Source organism: Streptomyces sp. NBC_00154 (assembly GCF_026342835.1).
Classification (GTDB): Bacteria; Actinomycetota; Actinomycetes; order Streptomycetales; family Streptomycetaceae; genus Streptomyces.
This window is the reverse complement of the sequence record NZ_JAPEMI010000001.1, coordinates 6,969,868-6,987,529: the sequence shown is the minus strand read 5'-3', so window position 1 is coordinate 6,987,529 and position 17,662 is coordinate 6,969,868. Positions and strand designations below refer to the sequence as shown.

The following is a 17,662-nucleotide window of genomic DNA, read 5'->3' as shown; positions in this document are numbered from 1 at the left end:
GGCCATGGGCCGTGCGCGACCGATCCAGTGACGGCACACCATGCGGAGGGTGCAGCAGGACTGATTCGGCGTCGCGCGGTCGTGCGCATCGGAGGGCCGGAGGCGGCCGGGGAGACCGAGCGGGAGGACGGGCCCGCAGCGGTGCGTCGCCGGGCTTGGGGGCTCCATGGCTCCCGCGCCCGTACGCGGTCACACGACTGATCGGCATCTCCCACGGCGCGCCCTACCAGCGGGGCTTAGCGGCAGGCCTGGCCGGATCTGCCGGTGGCGGCGCTCAGTCGGCAGCCGGAACTCGGTGGATCGGGTGCGCCACCCGATCAGCCAGTGACGGGTGTGGTGTCGAGGAAGCCGGACAGGGCATCCAGCAGCCGATCGACGTCCTCGTCGCTGCTGTAGGGGGCCAGGCCGATCCGCAGCCCGCCCTCGTCGCCCAGTCCGAGCCGGCGGGATGCCTCCAGCGCGTAGAAGGACCCGGCCGGAGCATCGATGCCGTGCTCCGCCAGGTACTGCGAGGCGGCGGTCGCGCTGTGGTCCGCCAGGGTGAGCAGCAGGGTCGGGGTGCGCCGGGCGGCCCGGGAGTGCACGGTGACGCCGCCGAGGGCGGCCAGCCCCTGTTCGATGCGGGCCCGCAGGGCGTCCTCGTGGGCCTCGATCGCCTCGAAGGCGGCGATCAGCCGTTCCCGGCGGGTGCCGTCGGCCGCTGGGGCCAGACCGGCAAGGAAGTCCACCGCCGCGCGGGCCCCGGCCAGCAGCTCGTACGGCAGGGTGCCCAGTTCGAAGCGCTCGGGAACCGCGTCGGTGGACGGCAGCAGCTTGTCCGGCCGCAGCGTCTCCAGCATTTCGGGACGGGCTGCCAGCACGCCCAGGTGCGGGCCGAGGAATTTGTACGGCGAGCAGACCAGGAAGTCCGCGCCGAGGGCGGGCAGGTCGACGGCGGCGTGCGAGGCGTAATGCACAGCGTCCACGTGGAGCAGGGAACCGGCCCGGTGCACCAGGTCGGCGACGGCGGGGATGTCGGGGCGGGTGCCGATGAGGTTCGACGCTGCCGTGACGGCCACGAGACGGGTGTGTCCGGAGAGCACCCTGGCGATGTGCTCGGTCGTCAGCTCGCCGGTGGCCGCGTCGAAGTCCGCCCATCGGACGGTGGCGCCGACGGCCTCTGCCGCCTGGATCCAGGGGCGGATGTTGGCATCGTGATCGAGTCGGCTGACGACCACCTCGTCGCCCGGGCCCCAGTTCTTGGCCAGGGTGCGGGACAGGTCGTAGATGAGCTGGGTGGAGCTGCGGCCGAACACGATGCCCCGCGGATCGGCTCCCAGCAGGTCTGCCAGCGCGCAGCGGGCGCCGGCCACGATCGCCTCCGCGTTGCGCTCGCCCTCGGTGGTATGGCCCCGGTTGGCGAGCGGGTTGGCCAGCGCATCCATGATGGCGTCGATCACCGGCTGCGGTGTCTGGGTGCCGCCGGGGGCGTCGAAGCGGGCAGAGCCGGACTTCAGGACGGGGATCTGCGCGCGGACCGCGTCGACGTCGAAGACCATGCGTACTCCTGAGGGCGAGGGGCGTGCGGGGCCGCGGGCGGCTCCGGGCGGCAGGTACCGGGAAACAGCGCCACCGATGCGGGAGCACTGCCCCGCAGCCGGCTGCGGTATGCGCCGCGGGCCGCCTGCGGGCTCCAGCGCGTTCGCTGGTGGTGATTCGGAATTCCACCACACGGCCGGCGCCCGACTCGGAGCGGTACTGGCTGACGTAGGACGTTCTTGCAACCTGCCCGGACCGTTTCGGGTGGCATGGCACCACACGTGCCTCCGGGCGGCACCGATCGGTGGAGGGTGTCGGGTCCGCCGGGCCGGCGCGTGCGGCCTGCGCCATGCTGACTCCGGCCGCCATTTCCTGGCCTTTGCGACAATGATGGAGACATGCCGAACCCGACGATCCTGACTGTCGACGACGACCCGGCAGTCTCCCGGGCGGTCGCCCGCGACATCCGGCGGCAGTACGGCGACCGCTACCGCATCCTGCGCGCACTCTCCGGCCGCGATGCCCTGGAAGCACTGCGTGAGCTCAAGCTCCGTGGCGATCCGCTCGCGCTCATGCTCGCCGACTACCGCATGCCCCAGATGAACGGCATCGAGTTCCTCGAGGCGGCCATGGACCTCTTTCCGCTCGCCCGTCGCGTGCTGCTGACTGCTTACTCCGACACGGAAGCGGCCATCGACGCCATCAACGTCGTGGACCTCGACCACTATCTCCTCAAGCCCTGGAGTCCGCCGGAACAGCACCTCTATCCGGTGATCGACACGCTGCTGGACCTGTGGCATGCCACGCCCGATCCAGGAGACATGGAGACGCGCGTGGTAGGGCACCGTTGGTCCGCTCCCTCCTTCGCGGTCCGCGACTTCCTCACCCGTAATCTCGTCCCCTATCGCTGGTTGTTGTCCGACGAGCCGGAGGGGGAGCGCCTTCTGGCTGCCGCAGGGCTGTCCGCGGCAGATGTACCGCTGGTTGTCACCCCGGACGGAAAGACTCTGGTCTCCCCCACCGAGCGGGAGCTCGCCGCGCAGGTCGGACTCAGCACCGTTCCGGCCTCGGATTTCTACGACCTGGTGGTGGTCGGTGGGGGGCCGGCCGGTCTGGGAGCTGCTGTCTACGGTGCTTCGGAGGGGCTGCGTACGGTACTGGTGGAGCAGCAGGCGACCGGCGGGCAGGCTGGTCAGAGCAGCCGTATCGAGAACTACCTCGGCTTCCCCGACGGCGTCTCCGGTTCCCAGCTGACCGAGCGGGCCCGCCGCCAGGCGCTGAAGTTCGGGGCGGAGATCCTCAGCGCGCAGCAGGCTGTCGCGCTGGAGGTGGCGGGATCGGGCCGGGTTCTGCACCTGGGTCCGGAGAGCTCCATTGCCGCGCACACCGTGGTCCTCGCCACCGGGGTGTCGTACCGGCGGCTGGCCGCCGCCGGGCTGGAGGAGTTCACCGGGGCGGGCGTCTTCTACGGGTCCGCCGTCACCGAGGCGCCCAGCTGCTCCGGGGAGGACGTGTACATCGTCGGCGGCGCCAACTCCGCAGGGCAGGCGGCGGTGTATTTCTCACGCTACGCACGGCGTGTTCATGTGCTGATCCGCCAAGGTGATCTGAGCCGTTCGATGTCCAGCTATCTGATCGACCAGATCAACGGCATCTCCAACATCGACATCCACCCGTGGACCGAGGTGGTCGGCGCCGGGGGCGAAGGACACCTCCAGCAGCTGTCCCTCCGTGAGAGCCGGTCCGGCGCCGTGCGCACCGTTGCCGCGTCGTGGCTGTTCATCTTCATCGGGGCCGAGCCGCATACGGATTGGCTGGCAGGGGTGGTCACCCGCGATGCGCGCGGATTCGTGGTGACCGGCCCCGACCTGGTGGCCGGAGGGGATCGGCCGGCCGGGTGGCGGCTGCCGAGGGATCCGTACCACCTGGAGTCGAGCGTGCCCGGTGTCTTCGCTGCGGGGGATGTGCGCTCCTCCTCGGTCAAACGTGTCGCCTCGGCCGTCGGCGAGGGAGCCATGGCCGTCGCGCTGGTGCACCGCTATCTGGAGGCGCAGTGACCACCTCAGCACATCTGTCACCGGCGCAGTTGCGGACTCTGTTCCTGTTCGAGGAGCTCAGCGACGAGCAGCTCGACTGGCTGGCAGAACGCGGTCGTGCGGAGCAACTGCCCGCCGGAAGCGTGGTGTACGCGGAGGGCGAGCGGGCCACGTGCTTCTTCGTGCTGCTCAGCGGAGCGATCGCGCTCAGCCGTGTGCTGCACGGCGACGAGGTGGAGGTCACCCGCACCGACCAACGCGGTGTGTACAGCGGGGCGACTCGCGCGTACCTCGGGGACCGCGTCGAGCAGCGGTATCCCCACACCATGCGGGCTGTCACCGATGCCGAGTTCTTCGTACTGCCTGCCGATGATTTCGCGACCGCGGTAGGCACATGGTTCCCGATGGCACTTCACCTGCTGGAGGGCCTGTTCTTCGGTACGCGTGCGGCCAATGCCATCGTCAACGAGCGCGAGCGGCTGCTGGCCCTGGCGTCGCTGTCGGCAGGGCTCACACATGAGCTGAACAATCCTGCGGCAGCCGCTGTACGGGCCACCTCGGCGCTGCGCGAGCGAGTGACCGCCATGCGCCACAAGCTCGCCATGATCGCTGACGGCCGACTGGACGGAAGCGAGCTGCATCGTCTCGTGGAGCTGCAGGACGATGCGGTTCGACAGGCCGCTGCGGCTTCCGGTCTGCCGGCGCTGGCCGCTGCGGATGCGGAGGACACCGTCGGCGACTGGCTCGAGGAGCAGGGGGTCACGGAGGCGTGGGAGCTTGCACCGACTCTGGTCGCCGCGGACATCGACGTGCCATGGCTGACCGCGGTGGCCGACACCATCGGTGAGGACAACCTCGGCTCCACGGTGAGGTGGCTGGCGTACACCATCGACGCGGAACTTCTGATGGGTGAGATCGATGACGCCGTGACCCGCATCTCGGGACTGGTGGGCGCCGCCCAGCAGTACGCGCAGCTGGACCGGGCGCCGCAGCAGACCGTGGATGTGCACACGTTGCTCGATGCCACGTTGACGATGCTGCGGGCGAAGATCCCGTCCGGTGTCGAGGTGGTCAAGGACTACGACCGTGAACTGCCGCCGGTTCTGGCCTTCGGGGCGGAGCTGAACCAGGTGTGGACCAACCTGATCATCAACGCCGTCGACGCCATGCCTGCCGGGGGTACGCTGACGATCCGGACGTGGCGGGAGGAGGCCCACCTGCTCGTGGAGGTGACCGACACCGGCACAGGGATCCCGCCTGACATCAGACCCCGGATCTTCGAGCCCTTCTTCACCACCAAACCGGTCGGTGAGGGTACTGGGCTGGGGCTGGACATCACCTACCGCATCGTGGTCAACAAGCATCACGGGGACATCCGGGTCTCCTCACGGCCGGGCGAAACCCGCTTTCAGGTGTGTCTGCCGATCGACCCGCAGGACGAGGTTCCCTGACGGCACCTCAGGTGGCACCCCGCCCGCTTTCGGGCAGCGCGGTGGGCGACGACCCGGTCGTCGACCGCGGTGACCGCCGACGGCAGAATCCGCACCCCGCAGCCCGTGGCAGGCTGAGCCGCCTTCAGGGACCACCCCTCGCCGGGCCCCTCCGGCGGCAGCGGGGCACTGGCGGCCTGCGCAGGCACTCTGTACGCCGCTGCCCCGGGAGGCCCTCTGCGGATGTGGCGCCCTCCGGCGCCACGTCCCATCTGCCACCGGCGCGGCCGATGCCACAGACCGAGCCGGCAGCCGATGGTTCTCGTGGTCAGCGGTAGAGGCGGACGTCGGCCAGGCTCCACCAGTTGCCGGCGGTGCCGGTCGCAGTCACGCGGACGTGGCGCGCGGTGGTGGGACGCAGGTCGACGTTGGTGAGTTGACCGGTTCCGGTACCGGTGGCCGCGGTGCGCCAGGTGGTTCCGTCGTCGCTGACGGAGACCTCCCACGCCCGGGCGTAGTCCCCGGGTTCGTCGCCGCTGTCGACGGCGACACGAAGGAAGGCGGTGGGCTTGCCGAGATCGATCTCGATGCGCTGACCGGGCTCCTGAGCCTGTCCGCTGGTCCAGCGGGTCGAACCGTCGGCGTCGATGGCCAGGCGGGCCGCGCCCTGACCGGCGGGCTGGGCGGTGGCGTGGGCGCCGTCCAGGGGAACCTCGTGGAGTCGGCTGGTCAGGGCTGTCGACTTCGGCCAGGTGAAGGTGGCCAGCGCGCCGCCCGGCAGGGTGTAGTCGAAGGTCTGGTCGCCGACTGCGACGGCGAAGCTGCGCGGGTCGTCGTTCTCGTTGTGGACGACGAGTGCGGTGGAACCGTCGGGGTTGCGGAAGGCGACATCGGTCAGCCGGCCGTTCCACCCCGTGGTGCCGTAGTTGGTGCTGCCGATCCGTACCGCACCGGGGCGCACAAATTTCGCCAGGTGGCCGATGGTGTAGTACTCGGCGCCGGTGGTGACGGTTCCGTCCGGCTGGACGGCGAGCAGCGCGCTGCAGGTGTCGCAACCGCCGTTGTGCGGGCCGCCGTCGGCGTCCAGCACGAGGTTCCAGTCGGCGACGGACTTGGCCCAGTTACGGGTGGTACCGACGGTGATGGTGCGCGCGTGCCAGGTGAGCGTGGAGCGGAAGATCTGCGCGGGGGTGTCGGTGGCGCCATGCGAGCCGGAGCACTCGGTGAACCAGATGCCCTTGTCGGGGTGCGCGTCGTGCAGGGCGGTCTGTGCGCTGGGGTCGCCCGAGTAGCAGTGGTAGGCGGTGCCCGCGATCCACTTGGCAGCCGGGCTGTCCAGCACCTGGTAGGGGTAGTCGGTCTCCGGGTCCTCGCCGAGCTTTTCGGCGGTGGCGATGTCGTCGGGGTGGGTGGTCCAGTTGTGGTCGTACGCAAGGATCTTGGTGCGCGGGCTGGCCTTGTGCAGCAGCGGCCCGAGGGCCTCGATGACCTTGGCCTCCTGCTGTACGGGCAGGTCGGTGCCGGGGTAGGCGCTGGGCTTGCGGTTCTGCGGCTCGTTCTGAACGGTGAGGTAGTCGACCGGCACGCCTGCGGCGGCGTATGCCTGGACGAACTTCACCAGGTAGCGGGCATACGCGTCGTACACCTTCGGGTCGTCCTTGAGGTGCCCCCCGACGAGGGAGTCGTTGTCCTTCATCCAGGCAGGCGGACTCCAGGGAGTGGCCATCACGGTGAGTCGAGGATTGAGCTTCTTCGCCTGGCGCAGCAGCGGCAGTATCTGCTGCTGGTCGTGGGCGATGCTGAAGTGCCGCAGAGCGAAGTCAGTCTGTCCGGCCGGGACGTCGTCGTAGGTGTAGTGGGTGGCTGCGGCGGTGAAGTCGGAGGAGCCGACCGGCTGGCGTACGAAGCCGACGCCGATGCCCTCCTTGGGGTCGAAGAGCTTCTGCATCGCGTTGTCCCTCGCCCGGCGGGGCAGTTGGGCGAGGACGTGTGCGGAGGAGTCGGTGAGCGCGCCGCCGAAGCCGTCCATGCGCTGGAAGCTCTGATTGGGGTCGACGGTGATGGTGGTGAGGTCGGATGCCCCGGAGCGGAAGGCGACCGGGTCCTGCTGCCGCAACTTCTGCGCGCCGTCGGCGGTGGTCAGCCACACCTGTGCCTGGGGCGCCGCCTGGTGGTGCTTCGACGACACGGGCGCGTGCGCGGTGGTCGCCGTGGCCGGCAGACAGGTCAGGCAGAGAGCGGCGGCCGTGAAGGCGGCGGCACCCAGGGCACGTTTCATAAGTGGTTTCCTCGCTGGCGCGGTCGGGGCTGAGGGCGAAGGGCCGTGACGGGGCGGAGGCCGTGCTCCGCAGGTGGCGGGTTGCCGAAACTTGCCATGAAACAAACTGAAACATCTTGGAAACTTTTTCGACGCGCCCACAGAAAATCGCCAACCGACTTGAGCTGTCAAGCCTTTCTCAGCCCGTGAGCTCTCCCCCGCTATGCTGCGCCCATGAAACGAAATGCTGTAACAAGTGGCTGAGCCGAGGCGTGCCCGGGTCACGGTGCGTGCGATCGCGGCGGAGGCCGGCGTGTCGATCGCCACGGTGTCGCGCGTGATGAACGGGCATGACCATGTGGCCCCCGAGACGCGGGCGCTGGTACACCGGGCGGTCGAGCGACTGGGCACACCCGTCCTCGCCGAACGTGGGGCTGCGGGAGGTGCGATCTATGTGCGCTGCCCATATGTGCTGACCGACTATTTCGGGGTCATCGTCTCCTCGATCGCAGAGACGCTGGAACTGCACGGCAGACGCGTGGTGCTCAGTGCGGGCGATGCCGGCCGTCGGGCCGGAGTGCTGGCCGGGCTGCCGCAGGAATCCGGAATCGCGGGGGCAGTGCTGCTCCTGCCACCCGAGTCCGAGGCGGAGCTGGAAGCGCTGCGAGCGCTGAACTTCCCTTTCGTGGTGGTCGATCCCCGAAGCCCGCTGTCCAGGGACATCGCCTCGGTCTCCGCGGCCCACCTGACTGCGGCCCGCTCCGTCACCGCTCATCTGGTGCAGCTGGGCCACCGGCGCATCGGCGTCATCGGTGGCCCCGGCGACTGGCTGGCCAGCCAGTCGCGCATCGCCGGCCACGCCGCGGCGCTCGCCGAGGCCGGACTGCTGCCCTCTCCCGCTCTGCTCCGCAGCATCGAGCCGACGGCCGACCGAGGCTATGAAGCCGCGGGGGAACTCCTCGACCTGCCTGAACGCCCCACTGCGCTGATCGCGTTCAACGACAAGACGGCGGTCGGAGCCCTGCGGGCCGCGTACGAACGAAATCTGCGGGTGCCGGACGATCTGTCGATCACCGGGTTCGACGACACCGATCTGGGCCGCAGCACTGTGCCCCGGCTGACGACGGTCCGTCAGCCGCTGGAGGAGATGGGCCGGATGGCCGTCTCACTGTTGATGCGGCTGCTGGAGCGCCACACTGTGGACACTCTGCACGTGGAGCTCGCCACCCATCTCGTACTGCGTGAATCGACGGGGCCCGCGCCGCACGTCTGACCTCTGCCACGGCCTGCTGCCGAATCACGCCGCCTCGACGAGACGAACGACGAGGCCGGGCCCGTATCCTCGGGCTCGCCGGGTCAGATCAGTGCGGCGCGCACGTCGGCGAGCGCCTCGTCGAGGGTGGTCGCAACGTTCTCGTGACCGCTGAAGCCGTCGTCCTCGCCCGGGTCGACGCTCCAGCCCCAGCCGCTTTCGGGGTGCCCGTCGATGGTCGCCGCGTGCTTGCCCTTGGTGATGGTGATGGAGAGGTTTCCGCCGGGGAAGGTCTCCACCTCGACGTGTGCCGTGTCGCCGAACGCGTGATGGATGGCGTCGCGGGCTTCCTGCTCGGTGGTCATGTGCTGCTCCTGAGGGACGGTGACGACGACGGTGCGACCGTCCGAGAGTGTGGGTGAAGGTGACGACGGTGCGCGGTGAGGCCGAAGCGTATCGAGTCGGTGGCCGCTCGGCGGGTGCAAGAGCAACTCGATCACATCCCGCACGTTGCCACTGACTTCACAGGGCCTCTCCCCGCGCCATTCCAGTACCCCCGCAGCGTGAGCGACCTGACACCGAGTGGGATCCAATCACTCCATTGATCATTCTGTTGGAGGTTCGGCGACACCGCCACGCGTGCCGCGCGAGGAAAGCCATCGCATGGAATACCGTGCCGGGAAGCCCCAAGAAGAGGTCGGCATCGACGGATGTGGACTCAGTTCGCTCGCCCGGATTTTCGCCCGCTGCACCCGTACCTCCGGGTACGAGTTCAACCACCGGGCCGGGCCTGACGCAGATGCCCGGGTGTCGAAACCGGGCAGCGGCGCCGCCCACAAGGGGACACTTCCGGTTCCGAGCACCGCCCCGCCGCCGCCTGCGCACGCCACCGCACTCGGCCATCGGTACGGCGGTATGGGTGCCCACGCGGCCCCGCCGGTCGCACTTCGACCTCGCCAGAGCGTCTTCGTGATGGTGCGCCGGAGGAACGCGACGGGCCGGAGCCGCAGTCAAGGTGGCGGGTCGTGGGCGTCGATGACGGTCATTCAGGAAGGGGCGGGTGTGCGCCTACGTCGTGCCGGGACCAGCGGCATGCTGCCAGTCGAGCGATAAATTTCATATTTCCGGCATGTCGGATATGACAGATAAACAGACAATCCGTACTTTCGTGCACAGGTCGGCAGCCCAGCCGACGTCTCTGAGAAGAAAGAAGTGACATGACCACGCGTACCGTCGCAGTGACCGCCGCTGTAGTAGGCGCCGCGGTTCTCGCTACAACTGGTATCACCTACGCATCGGCCGCTGGATCCACCCAGGCCGCCCCGTCCATCCAGGCTCCGGCCGCGGCTCCGTTCGGCGGTGACGGTGGCAACACCGGAAACGCCGGAACCGGGAAGGGGAACGAGGGGAAGGGCAACGAGGGCTACGGCGGCGGCTACGGCGGCGGCCGCGGCGGCGGCTACCACTACGAGGGAAGGATCCACTTCAACGAGCGGACGTACTCCGCCCACCCGGACGGCTGCATCACTGTGGTCAGCGGACTGGGCTCGCGGAGCTTCAACGTCCGCAACGACAGCCGCCACACCGTCGAGGTCTTCCGCGGCGTGACCTGCGACAACGGCTCCCCGGTCGCCACTGTCGGCCCCTGGAGCACCAGCAACGGCGTCTTCACCCGCCAGGTCCACGGCGGCGTGAAGGTTCGCAATGGCGTCGTGGGCAGCTTCCGCGTGGTCAGGGACCACTACTACGGCAACAAGTGGTAACAGTTCCACCCGCACAACACGGAGACCCCGGCCCGTCGGAATCGGGCCGGGGTTTCCCCATGGGGAGCCTCTCGGCGGTTACCTCCACCGGGGGGCCACATACACATGCAGCCCGAGCCCGGTCCCCTATACACCCTCTATGCCATTTCAAGCGTCAACGGGGCGTAAGTGTGTCGCGGATGGCGGACTCGAACCCGTCGAACCCGTACATGACGACCCGCGCGCGAAGTAACCGCCGAACGCGTGACGGAATGCGCACGCGGCCCGGCGGAGCACCCGGCGACCGGGCAAGACCCGGTGGGGCAACCATCCCCGGCAGCTACCGCAGTCCGCGAGCACCGGTCACGGATTCGGATGACGAGTGGCTCGACCACTGACGAAGCAGCCGGAACAACCCGTACTACTCCACCCAGGTTATTAAACCGACTGTATGTGCGTTGGTGTCGAGAAGTACGAGCCGGGGATGTCACTGTTCACCCACCGCCCTCCGATCGTGAGAGGTGTCATGAAACTCCTGTCCAAGATTTTCAGAGGGTCGAAGAACCCGGCTGACGCAGCAATGTCGCAGCGGCTTGAGGAAAGCATCGAAAGTGCCGGCTACTGGGCGAACAGAATGCCGAGGGAAGCGGCTCGACTGGTGCAGAAAGTCCGTCTGTACACCTCCACCGCCGCAGCACTCAGCCTTATCACAGGGCTCCTGGCCTGGCCCGTCATCGGAGAGTCCTCGCGCCTCACGGCACAGGTGCTGATCTCGGTGCTGTCGGGTCTCGCCGCGTTGACGATCGTCGCCCCCCATGCCATCGGACTGAGCGATCGCGGGGACGAATCCATCAAGCTGTGCAGCACATATGGAGCGATGTACCGCGAACTTCTGGAGACAAAGGAACAGCTCGCCACCGGATCCTTGAAAGATCCATCCCAAGTAGCAGACATCATCTGCCAGTTCGAGCGAATTCAGGAGCGCAGGGATGCCCTGGCGCTTCCGGCCGGGGAAAAGCACACGGACAATGCGTATGCCCTGGAGCGGATCAAGGGAATCGGGCGACGTGGATGGAGTGTTCCGGGCGGATTGCGGGAGATCGCACGGCCGTTGTTGCCGTCGGTGAGAACGCGCCCGCAGGTCGCCCGGACACCGACCCTCGATGACGAGGCCGTCATCGCCGCGCTCATTTATGTGTTGAAGAGCGGGGGCGCAGCGCAGCAGGTGCCGCCGTACTCCGAGGCTCCGCCGTCCACCGTGCACCGTCCACCGCTTCCGGTCCGGCCCCGGACCAAGGTCTGCGGGGAGAATTCACCGGGCGACGTCGGACGCAGCAGCCGCCCGGGGTCCGCCGATCCTGCACCGGTGGTCCTCGATTCGACCCACGTACGAGCCACGGAGACGGCGAAGCAACACATCAGGGCCCCACATTCCGAGACAGGTCTCCCCACCCTCTGACTCCGGGACAGCGCGCACGGTCACGTCGCAGCCATCCGACGATGGTCGCGACGTGACCGTGCGGCGACCGGCCTGGGTGTCGACGCGGTGGGGCAAGGAGAGCGATCCGGGTCTCAGTGCTCGGTCGTGGCGCGGGCGACGAGTTCGGTCGAGGTGTCCCACAGCCGCTCCGCGTTGTAGGCGTCGAGCGCCCACGGGGCGACTCCGCCGCCGAACATGACGGGCTTGCCACGCAGGACCGGGGCTTCGTTGCAGTCCTCGAAGTAGCGGCCGCCGACACCTTCGACCAGGGGCGAAGCGGCGAGCAGTACGGAGGTGGCGGCGCCCTGCGCGGGCGTCTTCTGCTTGTCGACGGGGGTCTGCAGGCCGCCGGTGTGTTTCTGCAGCCCGGTAGCGATCGCTCCGGGGTTGAGGGCGTTGGCGAGAATGCCCTCGTGCGACCACCGACGGTCGGCTTCCACCGCGAGCAGCACATCGGCGGTCTTGGACTGGCCGTAGGCCGCCCACCGGTCGTAGGCGCGGAACCGGAAGTCCAGGTCGTCGAAGATCACCGGCGAGAACAGGTGCGCGCTCGAGCTGACCGAGACGATCCGGGCGCCGGAAGCCGCAGCGAGTGCCTCGTGCAGGCCCCTGGTCAGGGCGAAGTGACCGAGGTAGTTCGTGGCGAACTGGAGTTCGTGCCCCTCCTGGGTCAGTTCCAGCTCGGGCAGTGCCATGATCCCGGCGTTGTTGATCAGGATGTGCAGCGGACCGTCCCAGGACGCGACGAAGACGGCCACCGACCGCAGATCGCCGAGGTCGAGTGCACGGGCGCTCACCAGAGGGTTACCCGTCCGTTCGGCGATCTGTGCGGCGATACGGTCACCGGCTTCGCGGCGCCGGACTCCGAGGACCACTTCGGCGCCCGCTGCGGCCAGGGTGCGCGCGGTCTCGACCCCGATTCCGGATGTCGCGCCGGTGACCAACGCACGCCGACCTGTGAGGTCGATCCCGGCGATCACGTCGTCGGCGGTCGAGGAGAATCCGAAGGGCGTACGCAGGAGATCGGTCATGGTGCGACGTGCTCATTTCTGTTGCGTGGCGTTGTGCGCCGCAGCCGGACTGCGGGCGCCTGCGGCTGGTTCCTGTTCACGCTAGGTCCGGCCCGCCAGCCCGACCAGGCCCCGCTGTCCCTGGTACCGACAGGGACAGGATGCGGCAGTCGACGGGACCTACCCTGGGATTCATGGCAACAGCAAGCAAGCTGGGTGACTACTTGCGAGCCCGCCGCGAACAGGTGCGTCCCGGGGATGTGGGACTGCCCGCCGGAGACCGCCGACGGGTACCCGGTCTGCGCCGGGAGGAGGTCGCCCTCCTCGCCGGCATCAGCGCCGAGTACTACCTGCGTCTGGAACAGGGCCGCGACCGGCACCCCTCCGACCAGGTCCTCGACAGCATCGCCGGCGCCCTGCGGCTCGAAACCGACGCCCGCGTCTACATGCACGCGCTCGCCCGCTCGCCCCGGAATGCCACGCGTCGGCCCTCCCGCCCGGAGAGGGTGAGCGCGAGCATCCAGAACCTGATCGACGGCTGGCCCACCACGCCCGCCCTCGTCCATGGCCGCTACATGACCACACTGGCCGCGAACCGGATGGCCATCGCGCTCAACCCCCTCTTCGCGCCGGGGATCAACACGCTGCGAGCCGCATTCCTCGAACCGGAAATGCGCGAGTTCTACCGGGACTGGGACAAGACGACTGCCAAGGCCGTCGCCTATTTGCGGTCGGTCAGCGCAGCCGCCGTCGACGACCCCAAGCTCGTCCAGCTGATCGGTGAACTCAGCCTGCACAGCGAGCGCTTCCGCACCCTCTGGGCCCGCCAGGACGTACGGCAGAAGACGAGCGGTGTCACCCGCCTGCTCCACCCTCAGGTCGGTCCTCTCGATCTCCACTACGAGAAACTGGCGCTTCCCGGCGCCCCCGGTCAGATGCTCATCGCCTACCACGCCGAGCCCGGCTCCCCCACGGAAGAACGGCTTCAGATGCTCGCGCACCTGGCCGCTCCCCCGCCGCCTGCGCCTACCGACACCGACAAGGCCGCCGCCGACGAGGCCGCGCAGGCACCGGATCAGTGAGTTCCGGGCCCATCCGCCCCGCGGGGGGGGCTCAGCCGGCCTCTGGCGCTTCGAGCAGGTCGCGGACCTCTTCGACGCTCCTCTCCTGGATTTCCTCACCGAGGAGCAGCCAGCGGGTGATGCCCGCCGATTCGAGGAAGGCCAGGTCGTGGCTGGCGATCAGGAGTGCGCCCCGGTAGGAGTCGAGCGCGCTCGTCAGCTGTCGCACGCTGGCCATGTCGAGATTGTTGGTCGGCTCGTCCAGCATCAGCAGCTGCGGGGCCGGTGCGGCGAGCATCGTCGCCGCGAGGGCGGCCCGGAAGCGTTCGCCACCCGACAGGGTGCCCGCCGGCTGTTCGGCGCGTGCCCCCTTGAACAGGAACCGCGCGAGTTGGGAGCGGATGTGGTTGTCGGTGACTCCGGGAGCCAGGCGTGCCACGTTCGCTGCGACACTCAACTCCTCGTCCAGCACATCCAGACGCTGCGGAAGGAACCGCAGCGGCACCCATGTCCTGGCCTCGCCGGACAGCGGTGCGAGCTCCCCGGTGAGGGTGCGCAGCAGAGAGGTCTTCCCGGCTCCGTTGCGCCCGACCAGCGCGATGCGTTCGGGCCCGTGCACCTGGAGATTTCCTTCGCGCAGCTTGCCGAACCGGGGGTGCAGTTCGTGCAGGCCCAGGACGGTGCGGCCGGCGGGCACGGCGGTATGGGGCAGGCTCACCCTGATCTCGTCGTCACTGTGGATCGCGTCCGCGGCCTCCTCGCGCCGCTCGCGCGCCTCATGGAGACGATCCTCCTGGAGGCCGCGGAGCTTGTCCGCCGACTCCTGCGCGGACCGCTTGCGCTCACCGGCGACGATTCTCGGGGCCAGCCGCTCGGCATCCATCTTCTTGCTGTGCCGCTGGCGTCGCGCCGCCTTGATCCTGGCCTCCTCCAGTTCGCGCTTCTGACGGCGTACATCCGCTTCGGCGACCCGCAGCATCCGGCCGGCTGCTTCCTGCTGAGTGGCCACCGCCTCCTCGTAGGCCGACCAGCCGCCCCCGTACCAACTCACTGATCCGGAGCGCAGTTCGGCGATACGGTCCACTCGCTCGAGCAGCTCCTGGTCGTGGCTGACGACGACCAGTACGCCGGAGCGCCAGGAGTCGACGGCTTCGTAGAGCCGACGGCGTGCGAACAGGTCAAGGTTGTTCGTCGGCTCGTCGAGCAGGAGTACGTCGGGACGCTCCAACAACAGCGCGGACAGGCGCAGCAGAACGGTCTCCCCACCGGACAACTGGCCTATGGTGCGGTCGAGTTCGACGTCGCCGAGTCCGAGCGAGCCGAGTGTTGCCAGGGCCCGCTCCTCGACGTCCCAGTCGTCGCCGATCGTTTCGAAGTGCTCGACGCCGACGTCTCCGGCCTCGATGGCGCGCAGCGCGGCGCGCCGCCCGGCGATGCCCAGGGCCTGGTCGACGCGGAGCGTCGTGTCGAGGGTGATGTTCTGCGGCAGGTGGGCAAGGCTGCCGCCGACGGTCACCGACCCCTGTGAGGGGCGGAGTTGGCCGGCCAGCAGTCGCAGCAGAGTGGACTTGCCGGTGCCGTTGGCGCCCGCGAGGCCGGTGCGGCCCCTGCCGATGGTGAGGGAGAGCCCGTCGAAGACGGTCGTGCCGTCCGGCCACTGGAAGGACAGGGCGGAGCAGGTCACGGAGGTGCTGGGCGCACTGGTGTACATCATGATGATTCTCGCAGTCGCAAGCGCAGGGGCAGGGGACTTCGTATGCGAGCACCACGCGGCGACCGAACCGGAAAGAAAGGGGTGCGGCCCTCCGAAGGGTGAAGGACTCATGCACCGAGGTCGCATCCACGCGGGGTCACGGGCCGCAAGAAAGCCAGCAGCAGCGTGACGGGCGTACGGACGATGCCGTACCGCGCGATGATCGCGAACCTCAGATGCGCAACGTCCACCTCTATCGGAGACAACAGGACAAAAAAACTGTACCTCAACCAGTCACTCGGTGTCCGGCGCCTCGTGTCCTGGCGGCTTCGGTCGTGCTGACCCGGGGCGGGTGTGTCCCGGACGAAGAGCTGACGGCAGCCCCCTGTCGAAGCGGCAATGCGGTCCGGCCCGGTTCATCACAGCCCTGCGCGGATCGACTCCGCGGACGGGCCGACCGCCGGTGCCGGGGTGCCGTCGGCCGCCCAGGACCGGTCCACCGGCGATGCGATCAGGGCCCTGTGCGCCGCATCCGGGCGCGCAATGCCTGGATGGACCAGTCGAACACCGTGGTCAGACTCTGTGGGGCCGGCCAGCCGTTGATCACGGCGAGGAGCTGAAAGTACTGCTCCCTGCGCGGGTCGTTCACAGTCTCCAGCCGGGTCAGGAGCCGGCGCCGGAGATCGCTGTCGTCCCCGTGACCGGAGATGCACGCGTAGTGAGCCGTGAGCGCGGCGACGACGGGACCGGCCTCGGGCGAGGCGGGGGCGACGCCCGCTGCCAGGGCGGGGCCGACCTGGTCACGGAGGACTGCGGCCAGGTCGCGGTGCACCACCGCGGTGTCGCCCTGGGCGCGCTCGGCCGCCTGGTCGTGCGCCATCCGCCGCACAGCGGCGCGGAAGTCCGGATCCTGGGAAAGTTCGGCCAGCTCCACCCACGCCTCGACCTGCTCCGCCTCGGGGTCGTCCGGCAGCTCGGGTGTCATCGTGCGGATCACCGCCGCGAATGCGGGGTCGGTGTGCAGGTGGGCGAAGACGTCGTCGAGGAATTCGGCGATCAGGCCTTCGCGTTCCTTTTCGGAGAGCTTGGCGAGTCTGTGCATCAGTTCCATCTCCTCAGGTGTGGGCCCTCGGCCGGCCACCGCTGTCCACACCGCGCGCCGCAGGCGCAGGGTGCGGATCTGCACCGCCAGCGCTTCGGCGTGCGCCGCGGCGACCTCGGACAACGGCAGTTCCCGGTCCACGACCTTGCGGACCGTGGGCAGGTCCAGCCCCAGAGCACGAAGAGTCCGCACGAAGTCCAGGCGCGCAACGGCGTCGATGTCGTACAGGCGGTAGCCGGCCGGGCTGCGGTCTGTCGGCGCCACGATCCCGCGGTCGGAGTAGAACCGAATGGTCCTGACCGTCAGCCCGGTGCGCCGGGCCAGATCGCCGATCGAGTAGAGCGAGTCGCCGTCCATGCCCCCACCTTCTGGTCTCCCCCTGGTGGAGACTCAAGCTCGGCCTCCAGCATCGAACCACCGCTGGCCGGCAGGGCGACTGATCGGCGAGCTGATGCTGAGGCGGCGTCCCCATGGGACAGCGTGTAACACACCTGGGTGGCGCCGATCCTGCCACGGTCCTCGGCGGCGCGGACCGTGGCAGGATCGGCGCCATGAACGAGAGCCCCGATGAGGAGTCCGTAACGCCTGCGGTGCGGGACCTCTACGAAGAGTTGCTCCGGGCCTGGAACCGCCGCGACGCTCACGCCTATGCGGCGCTGTTCGCCCCTGATGCCGCAATGATCGGGTTCGACGGAAGCCAGGTGCGCGGCTCGGAGGTGGAACGTCATCTCGCACCGATCTTCGCCGACCATCCGACCGCGGCGTATGTGTGGAAGGTGCGGGAGGTGCGGACGCTAGGCGGCAACGCGGCGATACTGCGTGCCATCGCGGGGATGGTGCCGCCGGGACAGTCCGAGTTGAATGCCGCGGTGAATGCGGTGCAGACCCTGGTTGCCGAGTACGGTTCCGGATCATGGCGTGTGGCCCTGTTCCAGAACACTCCGGCGGCGTACCACCACCGTCCGGATCTTGTGGAGGAGCACACCGACGAACTTCAGCGGGTGCTCCGGGCAGAGCACGGTCGGCATCAGGGCTGATCAAGGCTTCGCCGGTGGCCGAACACTCGCGTGCGGGCCTCGAC

At 68.9% G+C, this 17,662-nt stretch carries 13 protein-coding genes; 7 read left to right on the top strand and 6 right to left on the bottom strand.

Annotation, left to right across the window (positions count from 1 at the left end; all coding sequences use genetic code 11):
* Nucleotides 1-317 precede the first annotated feature (317 nt).
* Entirely contained in the window at nucleotides 318-1,538 is a 1,221-nt protein-coding gene (locus tag OHA03_RS31270) for a cysteine desulfurase-like protein (RefSeq protein WP_267007067.1), read from the bottom strand.
* Nucleotides 1,539-1,916: 378 nt separating this feature from the next.
* On the opposite strand from OHA03_RS31270, the gene OHA03_RS31265 reads away from it, so the two are divergent.
* Nucleotides 1,917-3,575 (top strand): FAD-dependent oxidoreductase, encoded by a 1,659-nt coding sequence (locus OHA03_RS31265; RefSeq protein WP_267007066.1) that lies wholly within the window; start codon nucleotides 1,917-1,919, stop codon nucleotides 3,573-3,575.
* Complete coding sequence (locus OHA03_RS31260) at nucleotides 3,572-5,005, top strand: ATP-binding protein (RefSeq protein ID WP_267007065.1); 1,434 nt, start codon at nucleotides 3,572-3,574, stop codon at nucleotides 5,003-5,005. The genes OHA03_RS31265 and OHA03_RS31260 overlap by 4 nt, the downstream gene beginning before the upstream one ends.
* A 307-nt stretch (nucleotides 5,006-5,312) precedes the next feature.
* Here the strand turns inward: OHA03_RS31260 and OHA03_RS31255 are convergent, their stop codons facing one another.
* Nucleotides 5,313-7,262, bottom strand: coding sequence for a discoidin domain-containing protein (locus OHA03_RS31255; RefSeq protein WP_267007064.1), 1,950 nt, complete (start codon nucleotides 7,260-7,262; stop codon nucleotides 5,313-5,315).
* Between the two features lie 235 nt (nucleotides 7,263-7,497).
* On the opposite strand from OHA03_RS31255, the gene OHA03_RS31250 reads away from it, so the two are divergent.
* Nucleotides 7,498-8,514: a LacI family DNA-binding transcriptional regulator gene (locus tag OHA03_RS31250; protein WP_267007063.1), complete on the top strand. Its 1,017-nt coding sequence runs from the start codon at nucleotides 7,498-7,500 to the stop codon at nucleotides 8,512-8,514.
* Nucleotides 8,515-8,597: 83 nt separating this feature from the next.
* Here the strand turns inward: OHA03_RS31250 and OHA03_RS31245 are convergent, their stop codons facing one another.
* Nucleotides 8,598-8,858 carry a hypothetical protein gene (locus OHA03_RS31245; RefSeq protein WP_267007062.1) on the bottom strand — a complete coding sequence of 87 codons (261 nt, stop codon included), beginning with the start codon at nucleotides 8,856-8,858 and terminating at the stop codon, nucleotides 8,598-8,600.
* 852 nt (nucleotides 8,859-9,710) lie between these two features.
* On the opposite strand from OHA03_RS31245, the gene OHA03_RS31240 reads away from it, so the two are divergent.
* Nucleotides 9,711-10,256 (top strand): hypothetical protein, encoded by a 546-nt coding sequence (locus OHA03_RS31240; protein ID WP_267007061.1) that lies wholly within the window; start codon nucleotides 9,711-9,713, stop codon nucleotides 10,254-10,256.
* Nucleotides 10,257-10,719: 463 nt separating this feature from the next.
* Nucleotides 10,720-11,694 (top strand): hypothetical protein, encoded by a 975-nt coding sequence (locus OHA03_RS31235; protein ID WP_267007060.1) that lies wholly within the window; start codon nucleotides 10,720-10,722, stop codon nucleotides 11,692-11,694.
* A 113-nt stretch (nucleotides 11,695-11,807) separates the two neighbouring features.
* On the opposite strand, the gene OHA03_RS31230 is transcribed toward OHA03_RS31235, so the two are convergent.
* Entirely contained in the window at nucleotides 11,808-12,746 is a 939-nt protein-coding gene (locus tag OHA03_RS31230; protein ID WP_267007059.1) for an SDR family NAD(P)-dependent oxidoreductase, read from the bottom strand.
* Between the two features lie 173 nt (nucleotides 12,747-12,919).
* Between OHA03_RS31230 and OHA03_RS31225 the strand changes: the two genes are divergently transcribed.
* Nucleotides 12,920-13,807, top strand: a complete 888-nt coding sequence (locus tag OHA03_RS31225) for a helix-turn-helix domain-containing protein (protein ID WP_267007058.1) — start codon at nucleotides 12,920-12,922, stop codon at nucleotides 13,805-13,807.
* 31 nt (nucleotides 13,808-13,838) lie between these two features.
* On the opposite strand, the gene OHA03_RS31220 is transcribed toward OHA03_RS31225, so the two are convergent.
* Nucleotides 13,839-15,500, bottom strand: coding sequence for an ABC-F family ATP-binding cassette domain-containing protein (locus OHA03_RS31220; protein WP_267007057.1), 1,662 nt, complete (start codon nucleotides 15,498-15,500; stop codon nucleotides 13,839-13,841).
* Between the two features lie 490 nt (nucleotides 15,501-15,990).
* Nucleotides 15,991-16,938 carry a MerR family transcriptional regulator gene (locus tag OHA03_RS31215; protein WP_267007056.1) on the bottom strand — a complete coding sequence of 316 codons (948 nt, stop codon included), beginning with the start codon at nucleotides 16,936-16,938 and terminating at the stop codon, nucleotides 15,991-15,993.
* 113 nt (nucleotides 16,939-17,051) lie between these two features.
* Here OHA03_RS31215 and OHA03_RS31210 point away from each other — a divergent pair, with 113 nt between their 5' ends.
* Complete coding sequence (locus OHA03_RS31210; RefSeq protein WP_267007055.1) at nucleotides 17,052-17,618, top strand: SgcJ/EcaC family oxidoreductase; 567 nt, start codon at nucleotides 17,052-17,054, stop codon at nucleotides 17,616-17,618.
* The last annotated feature ends 44 nt before the right edge of the window (nucleotides 17,619-17,662 follow it).

Excerpts from the sequence above, each read along its gene's own strand:
- OHA03_RS31270 (WP_267007067.1), bottom strand. The coding sequence starts at position 1,538 with ATGGTCTTCGACGTCGACGCGGTCCGCGCGCAGATCCCCGTCCTGAAG.
- OHA03_RS31265 (WP_267007066.1), top strand. The coding sequence starts at position 1,917 with ATGCCGAACCCGACGATCCTGACTGTCGACGACGACCCGGCAGTCTCC.
- OHA03_RS31255 (WP_267007064.1), bottom strand. The coding sequence starts at position 7,262 with ATGAAACGTGCCCTGGGTGCCGCCGCCTTCACGGCCGCCGCTCTCTGC.
- OHA03_RS31245 (WP_267007062.1), bottom strand. The coding sequence starts at position 8,858 with ATGACCACCGAGCAGGAAGCCCGCGACGCCATCCATCACGCGTTCGGC.
- OHA03_RS31240 (WP_267007061.1), top strand. The coding sequence starts at position 9,711 with ATGACCACGCGTACCGTCGCAGTGACCGCCGCTGTAGTAGGCGCCGCG.
- OHA03_RS31235 (WP_267007060.1), top strand. The coding sequence starts at position 10,720 with ATGTCACTGTTCACCCACCGCCCTCCGATCGTGAGAGGTGTCATGAAA.
- OHA03_RS31230 (WP_267007059.1), bottom strand. The coding sequence starts at position 12,746 with ATGACCGATCTCCTGCGTACGCCCTTCGGATTCTCCTCGACCGCCGAC.
- OHA03_RS31225 (WP_267007058.1), top strand. The coding sequence starts at position 12,920 with ATGGCAACAGCAAGCAAGCTGGGTGACTACTTGCGAGCCCGCCGCGAA.
- OHA03_RS31220 (WP_267007057.1), bottom strand. The coding sequence starts at position 15,500 with ATGATGTACACCAGTGCGCCCAGCACCTCCGTGACCTGCTCCGCCCTG.
- OHA03_RS31215 (WP_267007056.1), bottom strand. The coding sequence starts at position 16,938 with ATGGACGGCGACTCGCTCTACTCGATCGGCGATCTGGCCCGGCGCACC.
- OHA03_RS31210 (WP_267007055.1), top strand. The coding sequence starts at position 17,052 with ATGGGACAGCGTGTAACACACCTGGGTGGCGCCGATCCTGCCACGGTC.